Origin of the sequence: Streptomyces sp. SolWspMP-5a-2 (assembly GCF_900091845.1) — a bacterium.
Classification (GTDB): Bacteria; Actinomycetota; Actinomycetes; order Streptomycetales; family Streptomycetaceae; genus Streptomyces; species Streptomyces doudnae.
In genome coordinates this window covers 19,112-35,179 of sequence record NZ_FMCI01000330.1, presented here as the reverse complement: position 1 = coordinate 35,179, position 16,068 = coordinate 19,112, and the positions used below count along the sequence as shown (strand labels likewise).

13 protein-coding genes and 1 tRNA gene are annotated in these 16,068 nt (G+C 71.7%); 4 read left to right on the top strand and 10 right to left on the bottom strand.

Translation table 11 applies throughout. From position 1 onward, the window contains the following. The coding region (locus tag GA0115242_RS32950; protein WP_093835076.1) for a sensor histidine kinase at positions 1–1,106 on the top strand (1,106 nt) is incomplete at its 5' end. Positions 1,107–1,448: 342 nt separating this feature from the next. After that, complete coding sequence (locus GA0115242_RS32945; RefSeq protein WP_093835074.1) at positions 1,449–2,927, top strand: glycoside hydrolase family 18 protein; 1,479 nt, start codon at positions 1,449–1,451, stop codon at positions 2,925–2,927. A 146-nt stretch (positions 2,928–3,073) separates the two neighbouring features. On the opposite strand, the gene GA0115242_RS32940 is transcribed toward GA0115242_RS32945, so the two are convergent. From GA0115242_RS32940 to GA0115242_RS32925, 4 genes are all read right to left on the bottom strand, one after another. Further along, positions 3,074–4,516: a GH1 family beta-glucosidase gene (locus GA0115242_RS32940; RefSeq protein WP_093835072.1), complete on the bottom strand. Its 1,443-nt coding sequence runs from the start codon at positions 4,514–4,516 to the stop codon at positions 3,074–3,076. Positions 4,517–4,695: 179 nt separating this feature from the next. Then, positions 4,696–5,589: a carbohydrate ABC transporter permease gene (locus GA0115242_RS32935; protein ID WP_176729956.1), complete on the bottom strand. Its 894-nt coding sequence runs from the start codon at positions 5,587–5,589 to the stop codon at positions 4,696–4,698. Next, the gene (locus GA0115242_RS32930; RefSeq protein WP_093835070.1) at positions 5,586–6,614 is read right to left on the bottom strand and encodes a carbohydrate ABC transporter permease; all 1,029 of its coding nucleotides are present in this window, start codon (positions 6,612–6,614) and stop codon (positions 5,586–5,588) included. The genes GA0115242_RS32935 and GA0115242_RS32930 overlap by 4 nt, the downstream gene beginning before the upstream one ends. Then, positions 6,611–7,939, bottom strand: a complete 1,329-nt coding sequence (locus tag GA0115242_RS32925) for an ABC transporter substrate-binding protein (RefSeq protein ID WP_093835068.1) — start codon at positions 7,937–7,939, stop codon at positions 6,611–6,613. The genes GA0115242_RS32930 and GA0115242_RS32925 overlap by 4 nt, the downstream gene beginning before the upstream one ends. A gap of 335 nt (positions 7,940–8,274) precedes the next feature. Here GA0115242_RS32925 and GA0115242_RS32920 point away from each other — a divergent pair, with 335 nt between their 5' ends. After that, positions 8,275–9,330: a LacI family DNA-binding transcriptional regulator gene (locus tag GA0115242_RS32920; RefSeq protein WP_093835066.1), complete on the top strand. Its 1,056-nt coding sequence runs from the start codon at positions 8,275–8,277 to the stop codon at positions 9,328–9,330. Between the two features lie 192 nt (positions 9,331–9,522). Here GA0115242_RS32920 and GA0115242_RS32915 read toward each other — a convergent pair whose 3' ends face one another. The 5 genes from GA0115242_RS32915 to GA0115242_RS42615 all read right to left on the bottom strand — a co-directional run bounded on the left by GA0115242_RS32915 (position 9,523) and on the right by GA0115242_RS42615 (position 13,080). Then, on the bottom strand, positions 9,523–9,768 hold the full coding sequence (locus tag GA0115242_RS32915) for a hypothetical protein (RefSeq protein ID WP_093835064.1): 246 nt from the start codon (positions 9,766–9,768) through the stop codon (positions 9,523–9,525). Between the two features lie 348 nt (positions 9,769–10,116). Then, a tRNA-His gene (locus GA0115242_RS32910) sits at positions 10,117–10,189 on the bottom strand. 81 nt (positions 10,190–10,270) lie between these two features. Continuing rightward, complete coding sequence (gene orn, locus GA0115242_RS32905) at positions 10,271–10,873, bottom strand: oligoribonuclease (protein WP_093835062.1); 603 nt, start codon at positions 10,871–10,873, stop codon at positions 10,271–10,273. A 160-nt stretch (positions 10,874–11,033) separates the two neighbouring features. Next, positions 11,034–12,194, bottom strand: a complete 1,161-nt coding sequence (locus tag GA0115242_RS32900) for a helix-turn-helix domain-containing protein (protein ID WP_093835060.1) — start codon at positions 12,192–12,194, stop codon at positions 11,034–11,036. 376 nt (positions 12,195–12,570) lie between these two features. After that, on the bottom strand, positions 12,571–13,080 hold the full coding sequence (locus GA0115242_RS42615) for a hypothetical protein (RefSeq protein ID WP_107461553.1): 510 nt from the start codon (positions 13,078–13,080) through the stop codon (positions 12,571–12,573). Positions 13,081–13,383: 303 nt separating this feature from the next. Between GA0115242_RS42615 and GA0115242_RS32890 the strand changes: the two genes are divergently transcribed. Then, a complete protein-coding gene (locus tag GA0115242_RS32890) occupies positions 13,384–13,911 on the top strand; it encodes a universal stress protein (RefSeq protein WP_093835058.1) in 528 nt (175 codons plus the stop codon). Between the two features lie 339 nt (positions 13,912–14,250). Here the strand turns inward: GA0115242_RS32890 and glmS are convergent, their stop codons facing one another. After that, entirely contained in the window at positions 14,251–16,068 is a 1,818-nt protein-coding gene (glmS, locus tag GA0115242_RS32885; protein ID WP_093835056.1) for a glutamine--fructose-6-phosphate transaminase (isomerizing), read from the bottom strand.

Here is a 16,068-nt window from a genome sequence, read left to right as displayed (position 1 = left end):
GCCGCCGGGCCGCCGTCGCCGACATCGAGACGGTGCGCAAGCTCGGCCGCGCCTCCACCAGCGAGGTCGACGGCGGCTCCACCCTGCTCCAGCCGGTCGCCCTCAGCTCCGGCGCGATCGCCGTCGTCGAGGTGTACGTCCCCGAGTCCGAGGTCAGCAACGGCGTCGGGACGGCGTGGGCGGTGCTGGCCGGGGTCGGGGCCGCCCTGATCGTCGGCTCGGTCGCGGTCGCCGACCGGCTCGGGGTGCGGATGGTGCAGCCCGCCCAGCGGCTGGTCGAGGGCGCGCACGAACTCGGCGAGGGCAAGCTCGGCGCCCGGGTCCCGGAGGAGGGGCCCACCGAACTGCGCCTGGCCGCCGTCGCGTTCAACTCGATGGCCGACCAGGTCGTCCAACTCCTCGCCAACGAACGGGAACTGGCGGCCGACCTGTCGCACCGGCTGCGCACCCCGCTGACCGTGCTGCGGCTCAACGCCGCCTCGCTCGGCGAGGGCCCGGCCGCCGACCAGACCAGGGCCGCGGTCGCCCAGTTGGAGCGTGAGGTCGACACGATCATCCGCACCGCCCGGGAGGCCAAGCCGAAGACGGCGGCGGCCGGTCCCGGCGCCGGGTGCGACGCCGCGGAGGTGGTGCGGGAACGGATGTCGTTCTGGTCGGCGCTCGCCGAGGACGAGGGCCGCAAGTGGCGCGTGGCGGGCGCGGACCGGCCGGTGCGGATACCGGTGGCCCGCGCCGACCTCGCGGCCGGGCTCGACGCCCTGCTCGGCAACGTCTTCCGGCACACCCCCGAGGGCACCGCCTTCGCCGTCGACGTGCACAACGGCGAGGACGCGGTGATCGTCCTCGTCTCGGACGCGGGCCCCGGGATATCCGACCCGCGGGCGGCGATGGCCCGGGGCCGCGGCTCCGGCAGCGACGGCTCCACCGGCCTCGGCCTCGACATCGTGCGCAGGCTCGCCGAGGCGACCGGCGGGGACGTCAGGATCGGCTCGTCGGTGCTCGGCGGCACCGAGGTGCGCGTCTGGATCCAGCTCGACGGCCGCGAACCGGAACGCCGCGGCCACCGAGGCTCGGTCCGCAGACGCCGCGGGTTGGCGCTCCGCTGACCGGGGCAACACGGCAGGGCGACACGGGGGCGCGGGGGGCACACGGGAACACGGCCGCACGGGGCGCAGGGCGGGACACCGGGACGGGATCACGGATGCGCCCCACCCTCCCCGCACGCCCCCGGGGACGCAGCCCCGGCCCCACCCCCAAACGCCCCCCGGGGACGCAGCCCCGGGGCCCCCGAACCCCGCCGCGCGCCGGATCTTTAACCGCCCCCGATCCCATCCTTAAGCGCACCCTAAGAACCTCAACCGGCGTCCGCATCAACCGCTTTGCCCGATTGCCCCTCGCTAGCGTGCTGTCGCACCCCCACCCCGTGAACAGCGAAGGCAGGCACGCGTATGAGGACCCACCGCCGCAAGGTCAGTGGCAGGAACAAGGCGATCGGCGGCGTCGTCGCGGCGGCCGTGGTCGGCGGTGGCGCGCTCCTGTTCACCGGCACCGCGCAGGCGGCGGGCGTCGGCGCCGCGTACACCAGGACCAGCGACTGGTCGACGGGGTACACCGGCCAGTACGTCGTCACCAACAACACCGGCGCCACCGAGAAGGACTGGACGCTGGAGTTCGACCTGCCGGACGGCTCCCGGCTCAGCTCGCTGTGGAACGCCGAGTCCAGCGTCAGCGGGCGGCACGTCACGGTGAAGGCCGCCAAGTGGGACACCGAGGGCCTGGCGCCCGGCGTGTCGGTCACCGTCGGGTTCGTCGTCAACGGCACCGCCGACCCCACCGGCTGCCTCGTCGACGACACCCGCTGCTCCGCCGACAGCGGCCCGACCCCGGAGCCGAGCGGCCGTCCCACCGACGCCCCGTCCCCGACGGCCACCGCCACCCGCCCGTCGACCCCCACCGACGCGCCCACCGGCACCCCCACCACGGCCGCCCCCACCACGGCCGCGCCCACCAAGGACGCCGGCACCGGCACCACCGCGGCGGGCGGCTTCGCCCCCTACGTCGACACCTCGCTCTACCCGGCCTTCGACCTGCTCGCGAGCGCCGACGCGACCGGCGTCAAGGACTACAACCTCGCCTTCGTCACCGACGGCGGCGGCTGCACCCCGAAGTGGGGCGGTGTCACCGACCTCGGCAGTGACGGCGTGGCCTCCCAGATCGGCGCCCTGCGCGCCAAGGGCGGCGACGTCCGGGTCTCCTTCGGCGGCGCCTCCGGCTCCGAGCTGGCGACCACCTGCTCCTCGGCGGACGCGCTGGCCGCGGCCTATGGCAAGGCCGTCGACGCCTACAACCTCACCAAGGTCGACTTCGACGTCGAGGGCGGGGCGCTGCCCGACACCCAGGCCAACACCCGCCGCGCCCAGGCCATCGCCGCGCTCCAGGCCCAGCACCCCGACCTGAACGTCTCCTACACCCTCCCGGTGATGCCCGAGGGCCTCACCCAGGACGGCGTCAGCCTGCTGGCGAACGCCAAGTCCAACGGCGTGCGGATCGACACCGTCAACATCATGGCGATGGACTACGGCCCCGCCTACAGCGGCGACATGGGCGACTACGCCGTCCAGGCGGCCACCGCGACCCAGGCACAGGTCAAGAGCGTCCTCGGGCTCTCCGACAGCGCGGCCTGGCAGGCGGTCGCGGTGACCCCGATGCTCGGCGTCAACGACGTCGCGTCCGAGATCTTCAAGGTCGACGACGCGGCCCAGCTCGTGGAGTTCGCCAAGTCCAAGGGGCTCGGCTGGCTGTCGATGTGGTCGGCGACCCGCGACAAGCAGTGCGCGGGCGGCGCCAAGGACGTGGCCGACGCGACGTGCAGCTCGATCGCCCAGGACCCGTTCGCGTTCTCGAAGGCGTTCAAGGCCGTCGGCTGATCCACCGACCAACGGGGGCGGCGGCGCCCCGGCCGGCACCAACCCCCCATCCGGCCGGGGCGCCGCGGCATGTCGTCCCACGGGAACGGGGCGCGGCGCCCCCCCCACGGGCGCCGCGCCCCGTCCGGTCCGGTGGGACGGCGTCGTCACCGTCCCGGCGCCGGCACCTCCGGCAGCGTCCCGGTGCGGGCCGCCTCGCCGTACCAGAGCGCGCTCGACTTCGGGGTGCGGGCCAGCGTCGCGTAGTCGACGTACACCGCGCCGAACCGCTTCCCGTACCCGTACGCCCACTCGAAGTTGTCCATCAGGGACCACAGGTAGTAGCCGCGCACGTCCGCGCCGTCCGCGATGGCCTGCCGCACCGCCGCGAGGTGGCCGTGCAGATAGGCGATCCGCTCCGGGTCGTGGACCCGGCCGTCGGCGTCGGGCTTGTCGTCGTAGGCCGCGCCGTTCTCCGTGACGTACAGCGGCAGTCCGGGCGCCTCCCGGCTGTAGCGCATGATCAGCTCGTGCAGGCCGGTCGGGTCGATCGTCCAGCCCATCTCGGTGCGCTCGCCCGGCGTCTGGTGGAACTCGACGTCGTCCGCGGCGGGCCACGGGGAGTGCTCGCTGGCGCCGTGTCCGTCGGCGCGGGCACCGGTGCGCCCCTCGTCGGCGGCCGAGACCAGCGCCGGGGTGTAGTAGTTGAGGCCCAGCGCGTCCAACGGCTGGTGGATCAGGCCGAGATCGCCGTCCAGGACGTACGACCAGTCGGTGACGGACGACGTGGCGGCGAGCAGTGTCTGCGGGTACGCGCCGTGCAGGATCGGGCCGTGGAAGACGCCGTTGGCCAGGTCGTCGATCCGCTGCGCGGCGGCGAGGTCCGCCGGGCTCTGCGAAACGGGCCTGACGACCGACGAGTTGAGGCTGATGGCGATCGAGTTGCGGGCGGGCATCACCGAGCGCAGGGCGGTGGTGCCCAGGCCGTGCGCCAGGTTGAGGTGGTGGGCGGCCCGCAGGGACGCCTCCGGGTCGGTGCGGCCGGGCGCGTGCACGCCGGAGCCGTAGCCGAGGAAGGCCGCGCACCAGGGCTCGTTGACGGTGATCCACTGCTCCACCCGGTCGCCCAGCGCCTCGCCGACGATCTGCGCGTACTCGGCGAACCGGAAGGCGGTGTCGCGCGCGGGCCAGCCGCCCGCGTCCTCCAGCTCCTGCGGCAGGTCCCAGTGGTAGAGGGTGACCGCGGGCTTGATGCCGTGCGCGAGCAGCTCGTCCACCAGCCGCCGGTAGAAGTCCAGGCCCACCTGGACCGCCGGACCCCGCCCGGTGGGCTGCACCCGCGGCCAGGAGACCGAGAACCGGTAGGAGGTCAGGCCGAGGTCGGCCATCAGCGCGACGTCGTCGCGGAAGCGGTGGTAGTGGTCGACAGCGATGTCACCGTGCTCGCCGCCCAGCGTCTTGCCGGGGGTGTGGCTGAAGGTGTCCCAGATGGAGGGCGTACGGCCGCCCTCCCGCACCGCCCCCTCGATCTGGTAGGCGGAGGTCGCGGAGCCCCAGAGGAAGGCGGAGGGGAAGGTCACCGGGGTCGCCGGTGTGGCGGACTCAGACATGGAAGCGCTCCCATTGGTGGTCGTGGAGACCGACGGGTCGTCAGGGGGAAGGGCGGACACAGGGAGGGGAGTGGACGGGGAGAGGGGAGAGGCAGGAGGGAGGAGAGAAGGGGAGGGGCGGAGGGGGCCGGAGCCGTGCGGGCCCGGCCCCGGAGGGCGCGTGGTGCGCGGGGGCCGCGTCAGCCCTTGATCGCGCCCTGCATGATGCCGCCCACGATCTGCTTGCCGAAGAGGATGAAGGCGATCAGCAGCGGCAGCGTGCCCAGCAGCGCGCCCGCCATGATCACGGCCTGGTCCGGGACATAGCCGGTGCCCAGCGAGTTGAGCGCGACCTGCACGGTCGGGTTCTGCTGGTTGAGGGCGATGATCGGCCACAGGAAGTCGTTCCAGGCGAACACGAACGTCAGCAGGCCGAGGACGGCCATCGCGGGCCGCGCCGCCGGGAAGACCACGTGCCACACCACCCGCAGACTGGACGCGCCGTCCACCCGGGCCGCCTCGATCAGCTCGCTCGGCAGCGCCTGGACCAGGTACTGCCGCATGAAGAACGTGCCGAACGCCGTCACCAGGGTCGGCAGGATGACCGTCTGGAGCTGGTTCGACCAGCCGAAGTCGCTCATCCACAGATACAGCGGGACGACGGCGAGCTGCGGCGGGATCATCATGGTGCCGATGGTCAGCAGCAGCAGGAACCCGGAGAACCGGAACCGCAGCTTGGCGAAGGCGAACCCGGCGAGGGTGGAGAACAGCACCGTGCTGACGGTGATGGTGCCCGCGACGATCGTGCTGTTCAGCATCGCGGTCCCGAGCCCGGCCTGGTCCCAGGCCGCCTCCAGGTTCTTGAACAGGTTCCCGCCGAACCAGAGCGGTGGCGGGGTCTCCGCCAGCCGCCGGTCGGTGCGCGAGGCCGCGATGGCGGTCCACACCAGCGGGGCCAGCGAGACCAGCGCGAACACGGTGAGCACGACGTAGGTCACAGGACCGGCGTGCAGCTGCTTGCCCGCGCCCATCACCCGGCGGGTGCGGCCCTTCTTCTCCCGCGTCTGAGGCAACGTCAGTTCACTGGTGGTCATTGGGACTTCCTCAGCCGTCGGGTGAGCAGCAGGTTGATCACGGCGACGATCAGCAGGATCAGGAACATCGACCACGCGATCGCCGACGCCTTGCCGAGGTTGCCGATGATCCAGCCCTGGTCGTACATGTACAGACCGAGCGTCTGGTACTGGTGCTCGGAGCCGCCCTTCGATCCGCTGACGCCGCCGAACAGCAGCGGCTCACCGAAGAGCTGGGTGGCGCCGATGGTCGAGACGACGACCGTGAAGAGGATCGTCGGCCGCAGCTGCGGGACCGTCACGTGCAGGAACTGCTGCCAGCGGTTGGCGCCGTCGATGGCCGCCGACTCGTACAGGTCGGACGGGATGGCCTGCATCGCGGCGAGGTAGATCAGCGCGTTGTAGCCGGTCCACCGCCAGATCACGATCGACGACACCGCGAACTGCGAACCGATGTCGGACTCACGCCAGTTGATCGCGTCGACGCCGAAGAAGTGCAGGAACCAGTTGACCATGCCGCCGTCCCACGAGTACAGCAGCGTGAAGACGAGCGTCGCCGCCGCCACCGAGGTGGCGTACGGGGTGAGCATCACGACCCGCCAGACGGTGGAGCCGCGCAGGTGGTAGTTGAGCAGATGGGCCAGCCAGAGCGCGGCCATCAGCTGCGGGACGGTGGCGAGCACACCGATCGTGAAGGTGTTCTTCAGGGCGTTCCAGAAGAAGTCCGAGGACAACAGGTTCCGGTAGTTGTCCAGGCCCGCCCAGGTCTGGTGGTCCAGCGCGGACAGCTGCACGTTGTGCAGCGAGTACCAGGCCGTGTAGAGGAGCGGGATCAGCGAGAACGCGCCGAAGATGACGAAGAAGGGGGCGATGAAGACGTAGGGCGACGCCTTCATGTCCCAGCGGTAGAACCGGCTGCGCCAGGAGTCGGGGCCCTGGCCCGGCGTACCGCGACCGCGAGCGCCCCGGGCCGCGCCCGGCTGGGAGCCGGACGCGGCCTCGGCACTCGACGCGGGATCCGCGAGAGCCTGCTTGGAGCTGGTCACTGGCCGAGCACGTCCTTGATCTCCTTGCCGGCCGCGTCCCAGCCCTGGGCCGGGGTCTTGCCCTTCTGCTCGACCTGGAGGATGCCGACGTCCGTGATCGCGGTGCCGATCGGCTGGTCCTTGGCGCCGTGGAACTGCGACGGGATCGTCTTCGCCGAGTCGGAGAAGATCTGCGTGATCGGGGCGTCGGAGAAGTACGACGTGGTCTCGGTGGCGGGCTTCAGGCTCGTGTAGGCACCCGGGGTCGACGGGAAGCTGGCCTGCTTCGCGAAGACCTTGGCCTGCTGCTCGGGCGCGGTCAGCCACTTCGCCAGGGCGATGGCCTCCTTCTGGTGCTTGCCCGCCGTCGGCACGCCGATGAACGAGCCGCCCCAGTTGGCCGCGGTCGGCGCCGCCGCCACGTCCCAGTTGCCCTTGCCGGAGTCACCGGACTTCTGCTCGATGTAGCCGATCATCCACGCCGGGCAGGCCACCGTGGCGAACGAGGCGTTGGCGAAGCCCTGGTCCCAGGGCTTGTCGAACTGCTTCAGCTTCGCCGACATGTTGCTGGTCGCCACCGACATCGCGACGTTCCAGGACTTCTTCACGCCCGCGGACTTGTCCCAGACGACGTTGCCGTCCTTGTCGTAGTACGTCTGGCTCTCGCCGCCCAGGGCCGCGTTGTAGACCGAGGAGGCGGAGTCCACGAACTTGGTGCCGCTGGGCGCCTTCTTCATGTACTCCTTGCCCAGGTCGACGTACTTCGCCCAGTCGCCCTTCCACTGCGCGGCGAGCTTGGTGCGGTCCGTCTCCAGGCCGGCCTTCTTGAAGAGGTCCTTGCGGTAGCAGATGGCCATCGGACCGATGTCGGTGCCGAGCCCGATCAGCTTGCCGTCCTTGGTCGTGGCCTGGTCGTTCTTCCAGTCGAGCCACTGGGACTTGTCGACGTCCTTGCCCAGGTCGACGAACTTGTCGGCCTGCGTCTGGACGGCCTCGGTGATGTTGCCGACCTCGATCGCCTGGATGTCGTCGGTGCCGGAACCGGCCTGGAGGCGGGTGAGCACCTTCGGCCAGTACACGTCGGTGCGGGTGGTGACGTTCTCCTTGATGGTGACGTCCGGGTGCTGCTTCATGTAGTCGTCGTACAGACCGGCCTGCTTGTAGCCGAACACACCGAAGGTGCCGATGGTGAGTGTCGTTTTGCCCTTGGCGTTGCCGCCGCTGTCGTTAGAGTTCGACGAGCCGTCGTCCGAGTCGCTGGCGCAACCGGCCAGCAGTCCCGTAGTCAGCGCGGCGACGGCCGCGAGGGCCATCAGCCGGTGGGACCGGCGGGTACTCGTGCGCATTGCGTCCTCCTGTTGCCTGACGTGCCGACCCCCCGGCCAACTGCACTGTTGGGCCCGTTGGTACTCGCTGCGGCTCGGGCGGGGAACGTGCGGGATGTGTATGTGTCAGGTACTGTGGGAGCGCTCCCACAGGTGATGTGTTGAAGGTTGGCCGGTTCCGGCGGGGGTGTCAAGGGAGCGAGCAGGGCGTGATGCCTTCAGTTATCGGGACGTTAACTGGAATCGCCGGATCCGGCGGCCGGGGCGCTGCCCGCCCCCGGCGCCGGTCTGCGCCCCAGCTCCGGCTGTTAAATTCCACAGGCCGGTGAGATGACGACTGCGGGAAGGCGAGGCCCATGGCAACCCACGGAGCGCGGAGCAGGAGTGGGGGACGACCCACACTGGAGGAAGTCGCCGCGCGCGCGGGCGTCGGGCGGGGCACGGTCTCCCGGGTGATCAACGGTTCGCCGCGGGTCAGCGACGCCACCCGCGCCGCCGTGGAGGCGGCCGTCGCCGAGCTGGGCTACGTGCCCAACACGGCCGCCCGCGCCCTCGCCGCCAACCGCACCGACGCCATCGCCCTGGTCGTCCCGGAGCCGGAGACCCGCTTCTTCGCCGAGCCGTACTTCTCGGACATGCTCAAGGGCGTCGGCGCCGAGCTGTCCGAGACGCACATGCAGCTGCTGCTCATCTTCGCGGGCAGCGACCGCGAGCGGCGGCGCCTGGCCCAGTACCTGGCCGCGCACCGGGTGGACGGCGTCCTGCTGGTCTCCGTGCACGCCGACGACCCGCTGCCCGACCTGTTGTCCCAGCTGGAGATCCCGGCCGTGATCAGCGGCCCGCGCTCCGCCGCGGAGACGCTCACCTCGGTGGACTCCGACAACTACGGCGGCGGCCGCTCCGCCGTCGAGCACCTGCTGGGCCGGGGGCGGCGCACGATAGCCCACATCACCGGCCGCCTGGACGTGTACGGGGCCCAGCGCCGCGTCGACGGCTACCGGGACGCCCTGCGCGACGCCGGGCACGTGGTCGACGAACTCCTCGTCGAGCCGGGCGACTTCACCGAGGAGGGCGGTCGACGCGCGATGACCGAACTGCTCGGCCGCCGCCCGCACCTGGACGCCGTCTTCGCCGGGTCGGACGTGATGGCGGCCGGGGCCCGCCAGGTGCTGCGCGAGCGCGGCCTGCGCATCCCGGACGACGTGGCGCTGGTCGGCTACGACGACTCGGCCATAGCCCGGCACATGGACCCGCCGCTCACCAGCGTCAGGCAGCCCATCGAGGAGATGGGCCGCCGCATGATCGACCTGCTGCTCACCGAGATCGCGGACCGCCGCCCGGCCGTCTCCCGCGGCCTGGAGCGCCGCCAGATGGTCCTGGCGACGGAACTGGTGCCCCGGGCCTCGTCCTGACCGGGGCCGCGCGCCCGGCGGCCGGGCACTGACCTGGGCGGGCGCCTCCCGGCGGCGACCGGCCCCCGAGCGCGTCCACCGTCCGGCCGGAGCGTCGCGGGTGACGACGGAAGCCCCACCCGGGGGTGGGGCTCCGTGGTCCGCGCCGGGGGCCGGGCCGGGCTTCTGCCGTGCGGGATGCGGGATGCGGGGTCAGCGGGTCACCGAGTGCAACGCGTCCTCGTCGTGCTCGTAGTGCGCCAGCGCCAGACCCAGCCCGAAGAACGTGGGGGCCCACTCCCCGACGAAGATCCCCCAGCGGTCGGCGCGCGCCGTACCGGCGGCCTCCGCCTTCATCGAGCCGCACCACGACGCGACCGACAAACCGATGGAGACGAACCCCGCGAGGTACGCGTGCTCCGCCTTGAGGCCCTTTTCGTGCAACATCTTGACGATCATGACGCTCCAAGCGATAGGGAGAAGGAGGCTTTCTCCAGGCTCGCCCCAGACCGCGGACCCTGCATCTCGGCGCAGCGGGGGGCGCCGCGGGCGGCACGTGCGGCACCCCGGGAAAGCCGTCCGCCCGCCGTGGGAGACGGCCGCCGCCGGCGCCGTCCTGGACCCCGTCCGGCGGCAGGTGGCCGCTGTCGTTCTCCCTCTGGCGGGCGCTGTTCTGACGCCATGTCACCTGGAGGGCGGCCGGGCCCGGTTTCCCCGGGCGTTCCGCGATGCGCGCCGTCGAGGGGAGGACCCGGGAAACGGATCAAGGGCTGACCTGAACTTCCAGGTCAGCCCTTGATCTTCCAGGGTGAGTGACGGGACTTGAACCCGCGGCCACCTGGACCACAACCAGGTGCTCTACCAACTGAGCTACACCCACCACGACCGGCGTGTGACTTGGTGTTTCACCGACCGGCCGAGAAAAAGTGTACAGGGTCCGAAGGGGTGCTCGCGCACCCCTTTACCGGGCGGGCACCACGTGCTTCGCGGCGATGGTCCGCGCGGTCTCCGAGTCGGGTCCCGGCTGGGGGACGAAGACGGCCTCGCGGTAGTAGCGCAGCTCCGCGATCGACTCCCGGATGTCGGCCAGCGCGCGGTGGTTGCCGTTCTTCTCCGGGCTGTTGAAGTACGCCCTCGGGTACCAGCGGCGGGCCAGCTCCTTGATGCTGGACACGTCGACGATGCGGTAGTGGAGGTAGCTCTCCAGCGTCGGCATGTCACGGAGCAGGAAGCCGCGGTCGGTCCCGACGGTGTTGCCGCACAGCGGCGCCTTGCCGGGTTCCTTGACGTGTTCCCTGATGTAGGAGAGGACCTGCTCCTCGGCGTCGGCCAGGGTCGTGCCCCCGGCGAGTTCGTCGAGCAGTCCGGAGCTGGTGTGCATCTGGCGCACCACGTCCGGCATCGTCTCCAGGGACCGGTCCGGCGGCCGGACGACGATGTCGACGCCCTCGCCGAGTACGTTCAGCTCCGAATCGGTGACGAGGGCGGCCACCTCGATGAGCGCGTCGTCGGACAGCGAGAGGCCGGTCATCTCGCAGTCGATCCACACCATGCGATCGTTCATGCGCCCACCTTACGGCCGGTGTGCGCCCCCGGGTCGCCCCGCGTCGGCACCGGGGCCGCGGGAACGCCGTCCCGGACCGGTCGCGCCGCCGGTCCTGGCCCCACGCACGGGACGCCGGACGGGCGGACGGCCCGTCCGGCGTCCCCGCCGTGTCGTCCCGCTAGGTGCCGCTGCGCTGCCCCGGCACGCTCGCCAGCGGCGGGCCCGTCACCGTGGGTGTGCGGCGGGCCTGCATCGGGACCGGTCCCTCCGGGTGGAGGAGGGGCACCGGCGTCGGCTCCGGTTCGGCCTGCCGCTCCTGCTGGGGGCGGCGGGCCCGGTAGGCGGCGCGGTAGGCCGCGGGCGACGAACCGAGCTGGCGGCGGAAGTGCCCGCGCAGCGCCACCGGCGAGCGGAACCCGCAGCGGCCCGCGACCTCGTCCACCGAGTAGTCGGACGTCTCCAGGAGCCGCTGCGCCTGCAGCACCCGCTGGGTGATCAGCCACTGGAGCGGGGCGCTGCCCGTCAGCGACCGGAACCGGCGGTCGAAGGTGCGGCGGCTCATGTAGGCGCGCGCGGCGAGCGTCTCCACGTCGAACTGCTCGTGGAGGTGCTCCAGCGCCCAGGCGACGACCTCGGCGAGCGGGTCGGCGCCGATCTCCTCTGGTAAAGACCTGTCGAGGTAGCGCTCCTGGCCGCCGGTGCGGCGCGGCGGGACCACCAGCCGGCGGGCGAGCGCGCCCGCCGCCTCGTTGCCGTGGTCCGTCCGCACGATGTGGAGGCAGAGGTCGATCCCCGCGGCGGTGCCCGCCGAGGTCAGGACGTCGCCGTCGTCGACGAACAGCTCGCGCGGGTCCACGTGGACCGACGGATAGCGTTTCGCCAGGGTCGGCGCGTACATCCAGTGCGTGGTGGCCGGGCGGCCGTCCAGCAGGCCCGCCGCCGCCAGCACGAACGCGCCGGTGCACAGGCCCACGATGCGGGCCCCCTCCTCGTGCGCCCGGCGCAGCGCGTCGAGCGCGTCCTCCGGTGGCGGCGAGGTGATCGAGCGCCAGGCGGGCACGACGACCGTGCCTGCCCGCGCGATCGCTTCCAGGCCATGCGGTGCGGTGAGTTCGAGCCCGCCCGTGGTCCGCAGCGGACCTTCTTCGCCGCCGCACACCAGCAATCGGTATCGGGGCACACCGGCGTCCTGACGGTCGATCCCGAACACCGACAGTGGTATGGAACTCTCGAAGATGGGGCCGCCGCTGAACAGCAGCACCGCGACGATCTCCTTGCGGCGTCGCCCGGAGAGTTTCCGGGCCGCGGCTTCCGGCGCGGCAGTGGAGTCGTGGCTCATCCTGCTAAGCCCCCCTCGGTGGTCGCGGCTCCTCGGTTGTGTCGCTCCTGCACGTTTCCCCTCGGTCCTGCACGAGTCCCCCGCCGTAAGAGTCAAGATCGAATCTACTGCGTCCCGTGGCGCCGAGATGACCAGTTCAGCACTCGGCACATTGTCGACTTGGCAACTTGGCGTGAAGCATTCGATCACGAAGCGTTGCACTCGTGGGCCGTGCAGGGAAGTGCGCCTTGTCGCAGTGGCCAATCCACGTAGGGTGCGCGCGCCCCTCGGGACCCTTTCCGTGCAGGTGGAACGGGGGTTGGGGGGTGGTGGGGGCAGGAAACGCACGGTGGCCAGAAGTTGGCTGAAAAGAGGTGTGTGGCAGCACTAAAACCGGTCAGACGACCGGTGTACTCCCTCCAGTGTGCCGCCTGTCGCGACGGACACCCGCTCCGGTCCGTCCCCGCTGGCCCTGCTGAGGGACCGTCCGCTCCTCTTCCTCCGCGCCGTCCCCGCCCCCCTGCCGCGCCCCGTCCGGCCCGGGCGCCGGGGAGGTCCCGTGCGCCGGGTGGCCGAGGTCCGCCCGCCGGCCGCCGGACTCCCCGGGCCGCGCGACGTCCGTCCCGTCCCGAAGCTCCCCCTGCGCCCCGGACGCCCCGTGTTCCCCGCCCGCCGCTCTCGCCGCGCACCGCTCCGACCGGTGCAGCAGCAGGCGGCAGACGGCGGTGACGGCCGCCAGGCCGAGGGCGGTGCCGGTCGCGCCCGCCAGCGAACTGCCGTACCAGAGCAGGACCACCGGAACCAGGACGCAGCTGAACGCCGCCCAGCGGACGACGTCGGTCGCCGATTCCTGGCGCGGACGGGGGGTCGCGCGAGGGCGGTCGGGGGCGGGGTGCGGTCCGGACATGGGTGCTCCCTGGGGCCGAGGCTCTCCGGGTTCAACGCATGTTCGAGCGGTCGGTCACTGTACGCCTTCGCCGCCCGGCAGGTGAATGCCACGCAAACCGCCTGTACGGCGCAGCAACCATTGCGTGACGGGCGCACCCTCGTGCATGCTCCGGGGAACCCTTGCGCAGTGAGGGCGGGATCTGGGCTAAGGAGGCGTGCCGCCGTACCCTTGGGGGTATGGGGTTGGGAAGATGATTCCCGGACACAGCTCCGCCGCTCACTGTTGTCCCACCCACAAAAGGATCCCAACGCCGAGACAGCCATGGCCGGTCACGAATTCTTCGAACCCGCGGACCGCAAGCGGCCCGTCGCCGATCCCACGGCGGCCGACCCTCTGGCGGCCGACGAGCCACGTCAATCCTGCGATCCCGCGTTCCAGCACGGCGTCGTCGTCGGCTTCGACGGCTCGACGTCCAGTGAGCGCGCCCTCGCCTACGCCATCGGCATGGCGCACCGTTCCGGCTCCGGCCTGATCATCGTCCATGTCGCCAACCGGCTGCCCACCACGGTCTGGGCCGGTTGCGAGCCGCCCGTCTTCGTGGACGTCCCCGACCACCGCACCGAGGTGCTCGGCCTGGAGCTCGCCTGCGCGGAGTACCTCTCGGAAGTCCCCTGGATCCTGGTCGAGCGCGGTGGCGACATCTGCCACGAACTCGAAGAGGTGGGGCGGGAGTACGAGGCGGACGCGATCGTCGTCGGCTCGACGCACGGCATCGTGGGGCGCATTTTCGGCTCCGTCGCCGGGCGGCTCGCCAAGCGGGCGCAGCGGCCCGTGATCGTGATCCCGTGACGTTCCGTGTCCCCGGGCGGGGCGCGTCCCGCGCCGGCGCCCTGCCGGTGTGCGCGCTGCGTGAGACTACTGGCGCGTAGGGGTGTCCCCGCCCTGGTGAAGGGCATATACCGGTCACGGATCCACCGTGCCGTTCGCGTCACCGCACCCCCGGGAAGGCGCCCGCCCCTCCCGGCCGTCGGCGCCCTCGCGACGCGCTGCCGGCCGGGGTGTGACGGCCTCCGGCTCAAAGGCAGCCCGGTGCCGGGGAGTTGGGCGGCCCCGGCGACATGGAGGGACCCCCACGCGCGGCAGGTGGCAGCGCGCGTGGGGGTCCGTTCGCGTGTCGCGGCGGGGCGGCTACTCGACCGTCACCGACTTGGCCAGGTTGCGCGGCTTGTCGATGTCCCGGCCCAGGGCCAACGCCGTGTGGTAGGCGAGGAGTTGCAGTGGGATACCCATCAGGATGGGGTCCAGCTCGTCCTCGTTCTTCGGGACGACGATCGTCTCGTCGGCCTTCTCCTGGTGCTGGTGGGCCACCGCCATGATGCGGCCGCTGCGGGCCTTGATCTCCTCCATCGCGGCGCGGTTCTTCTCCAGCAGGTCGTCGTCGGGGACGATCGCGACCGTGGGCAGCGCCGGTTCGATGAGGGCCAGCGGGCCGTGCTTCAACTCCGAGGCGGGGTAGGCCTCGGCGTGGATGTAGGAGACCTCCTTGAGCTTGAGGCTCGCCTCGCGGGCGACCGGGTAGCCGCGGACCCGGCCGATGAAGAGCATCGAGCGGGCCTCGGCGTACCGGGCGGCCAGCTTCTCGATCTCCTGCTCCTGGTCGAGGATCTCGGTGATCTGGGCGGGCAGCCTGCGCAGGCCCTCGATGATCCGCTTGCCGTCGCGGACCGAGAGGTCGCGGGTGCGGCCGAGGTGCAGCGCGAGCAGCGCGAAGGCGACGGTGGTGTTGGTGAAGCACTTGGTGGAGACGACGCAGACCTCGGGGCCCGCGTGCACGTAGATCCCGCCGTCGGCCTCCCGGGCGATGGCCGAGCCGACGACGTTGACGACGCCGAGCACCCGGGCGCCCTTGCGCTTCAGCTCCTGCACGGCGGCGAGCACGTCGTAGGTCTCGCCGGACTGGGAGACGGCGACGTACAGGGTGTCGGGGTCGACGACCGCGTTGCGGTAGCGGAACTCGGAGGCGGGCTCGGCGTCGGCCGGGATGCGGGCCAGCTCCTCGATCATCTGGGCGCCGATCATGCCCGCGTGGTACGAGGTGCCGCAGCCGAGGATCTTGACCCGGCGGATCCGGCGGGCCTCGCGGGCGTCCAGGTTGAGGCCGCCCAGGTGGACGGTGGAGAAGCGCTCGTCGATCCGGCCGCGCAGCACCCGGTCCACGGCGTCGGCCTGCTCGTGGATCTCCTTGTGCATGTAGGTGTCGTGGCCGCCCATGTCGTAGGAGGCGGCCTCCCACTCGACGGTGGTCGGCTCGGACGTGGTGCGGGTGCCCTCGGTGGTGTACGTCCGGAAGTCGTCGGCCTTGAGGGTCGCCATCTCGCCGTCGTCGAGGGTCACTATCTGCCGGGTGTGGGCGACCAGCGCGGCGATGTCGGAGGCGACGAACATCTCCTTCTCGCCGATGCCGAGGACCACCGGGGAGCCGTTTCGCGCCACCACGATGCGGTCGGCGAAGTCGGCGTGCAGCACGGCGACGCCGTAGGTGCCCTCGATCACCCGGAGGGTCTCGCGGACCTTCTCCTCCAGGGTCGGCGCCTGGGAGCGGGCGATGAGGTGGACGAGGACCTCGGTGTCGGTCTCGGAGAGGAACTCGACGCCGTCCGCCTCCAGTTTGCGGCGCAGGTCGGAGGCGTTGTCGATGATGCCGTTGTGGACGACGGCGACCTTGCCCTCCGCGTCCAGGTGCGGGTGGGCGTTGGCGTCGGAGGGGGCGCCGTGGGTGGCCCAGCGGGTGTGCGCGATGCCGGTGGTGCCCTTGAAGCGGGCGGGGACCCTGGCCTCCAGGTCGCGCACCCGGCCCTTCGCCTTGACGCTCCGCAGACCGGCCGTCTTCGGCGAGGTGACGGCGATGCCCGCCGAGTCGTAGCCGCGGTACTCCAGGCGCTGGAGCCCTTCGAGGAGGAGCGGGGCGACGTCACGCCTGCCGATGTATCCGACGATTCCGCACAT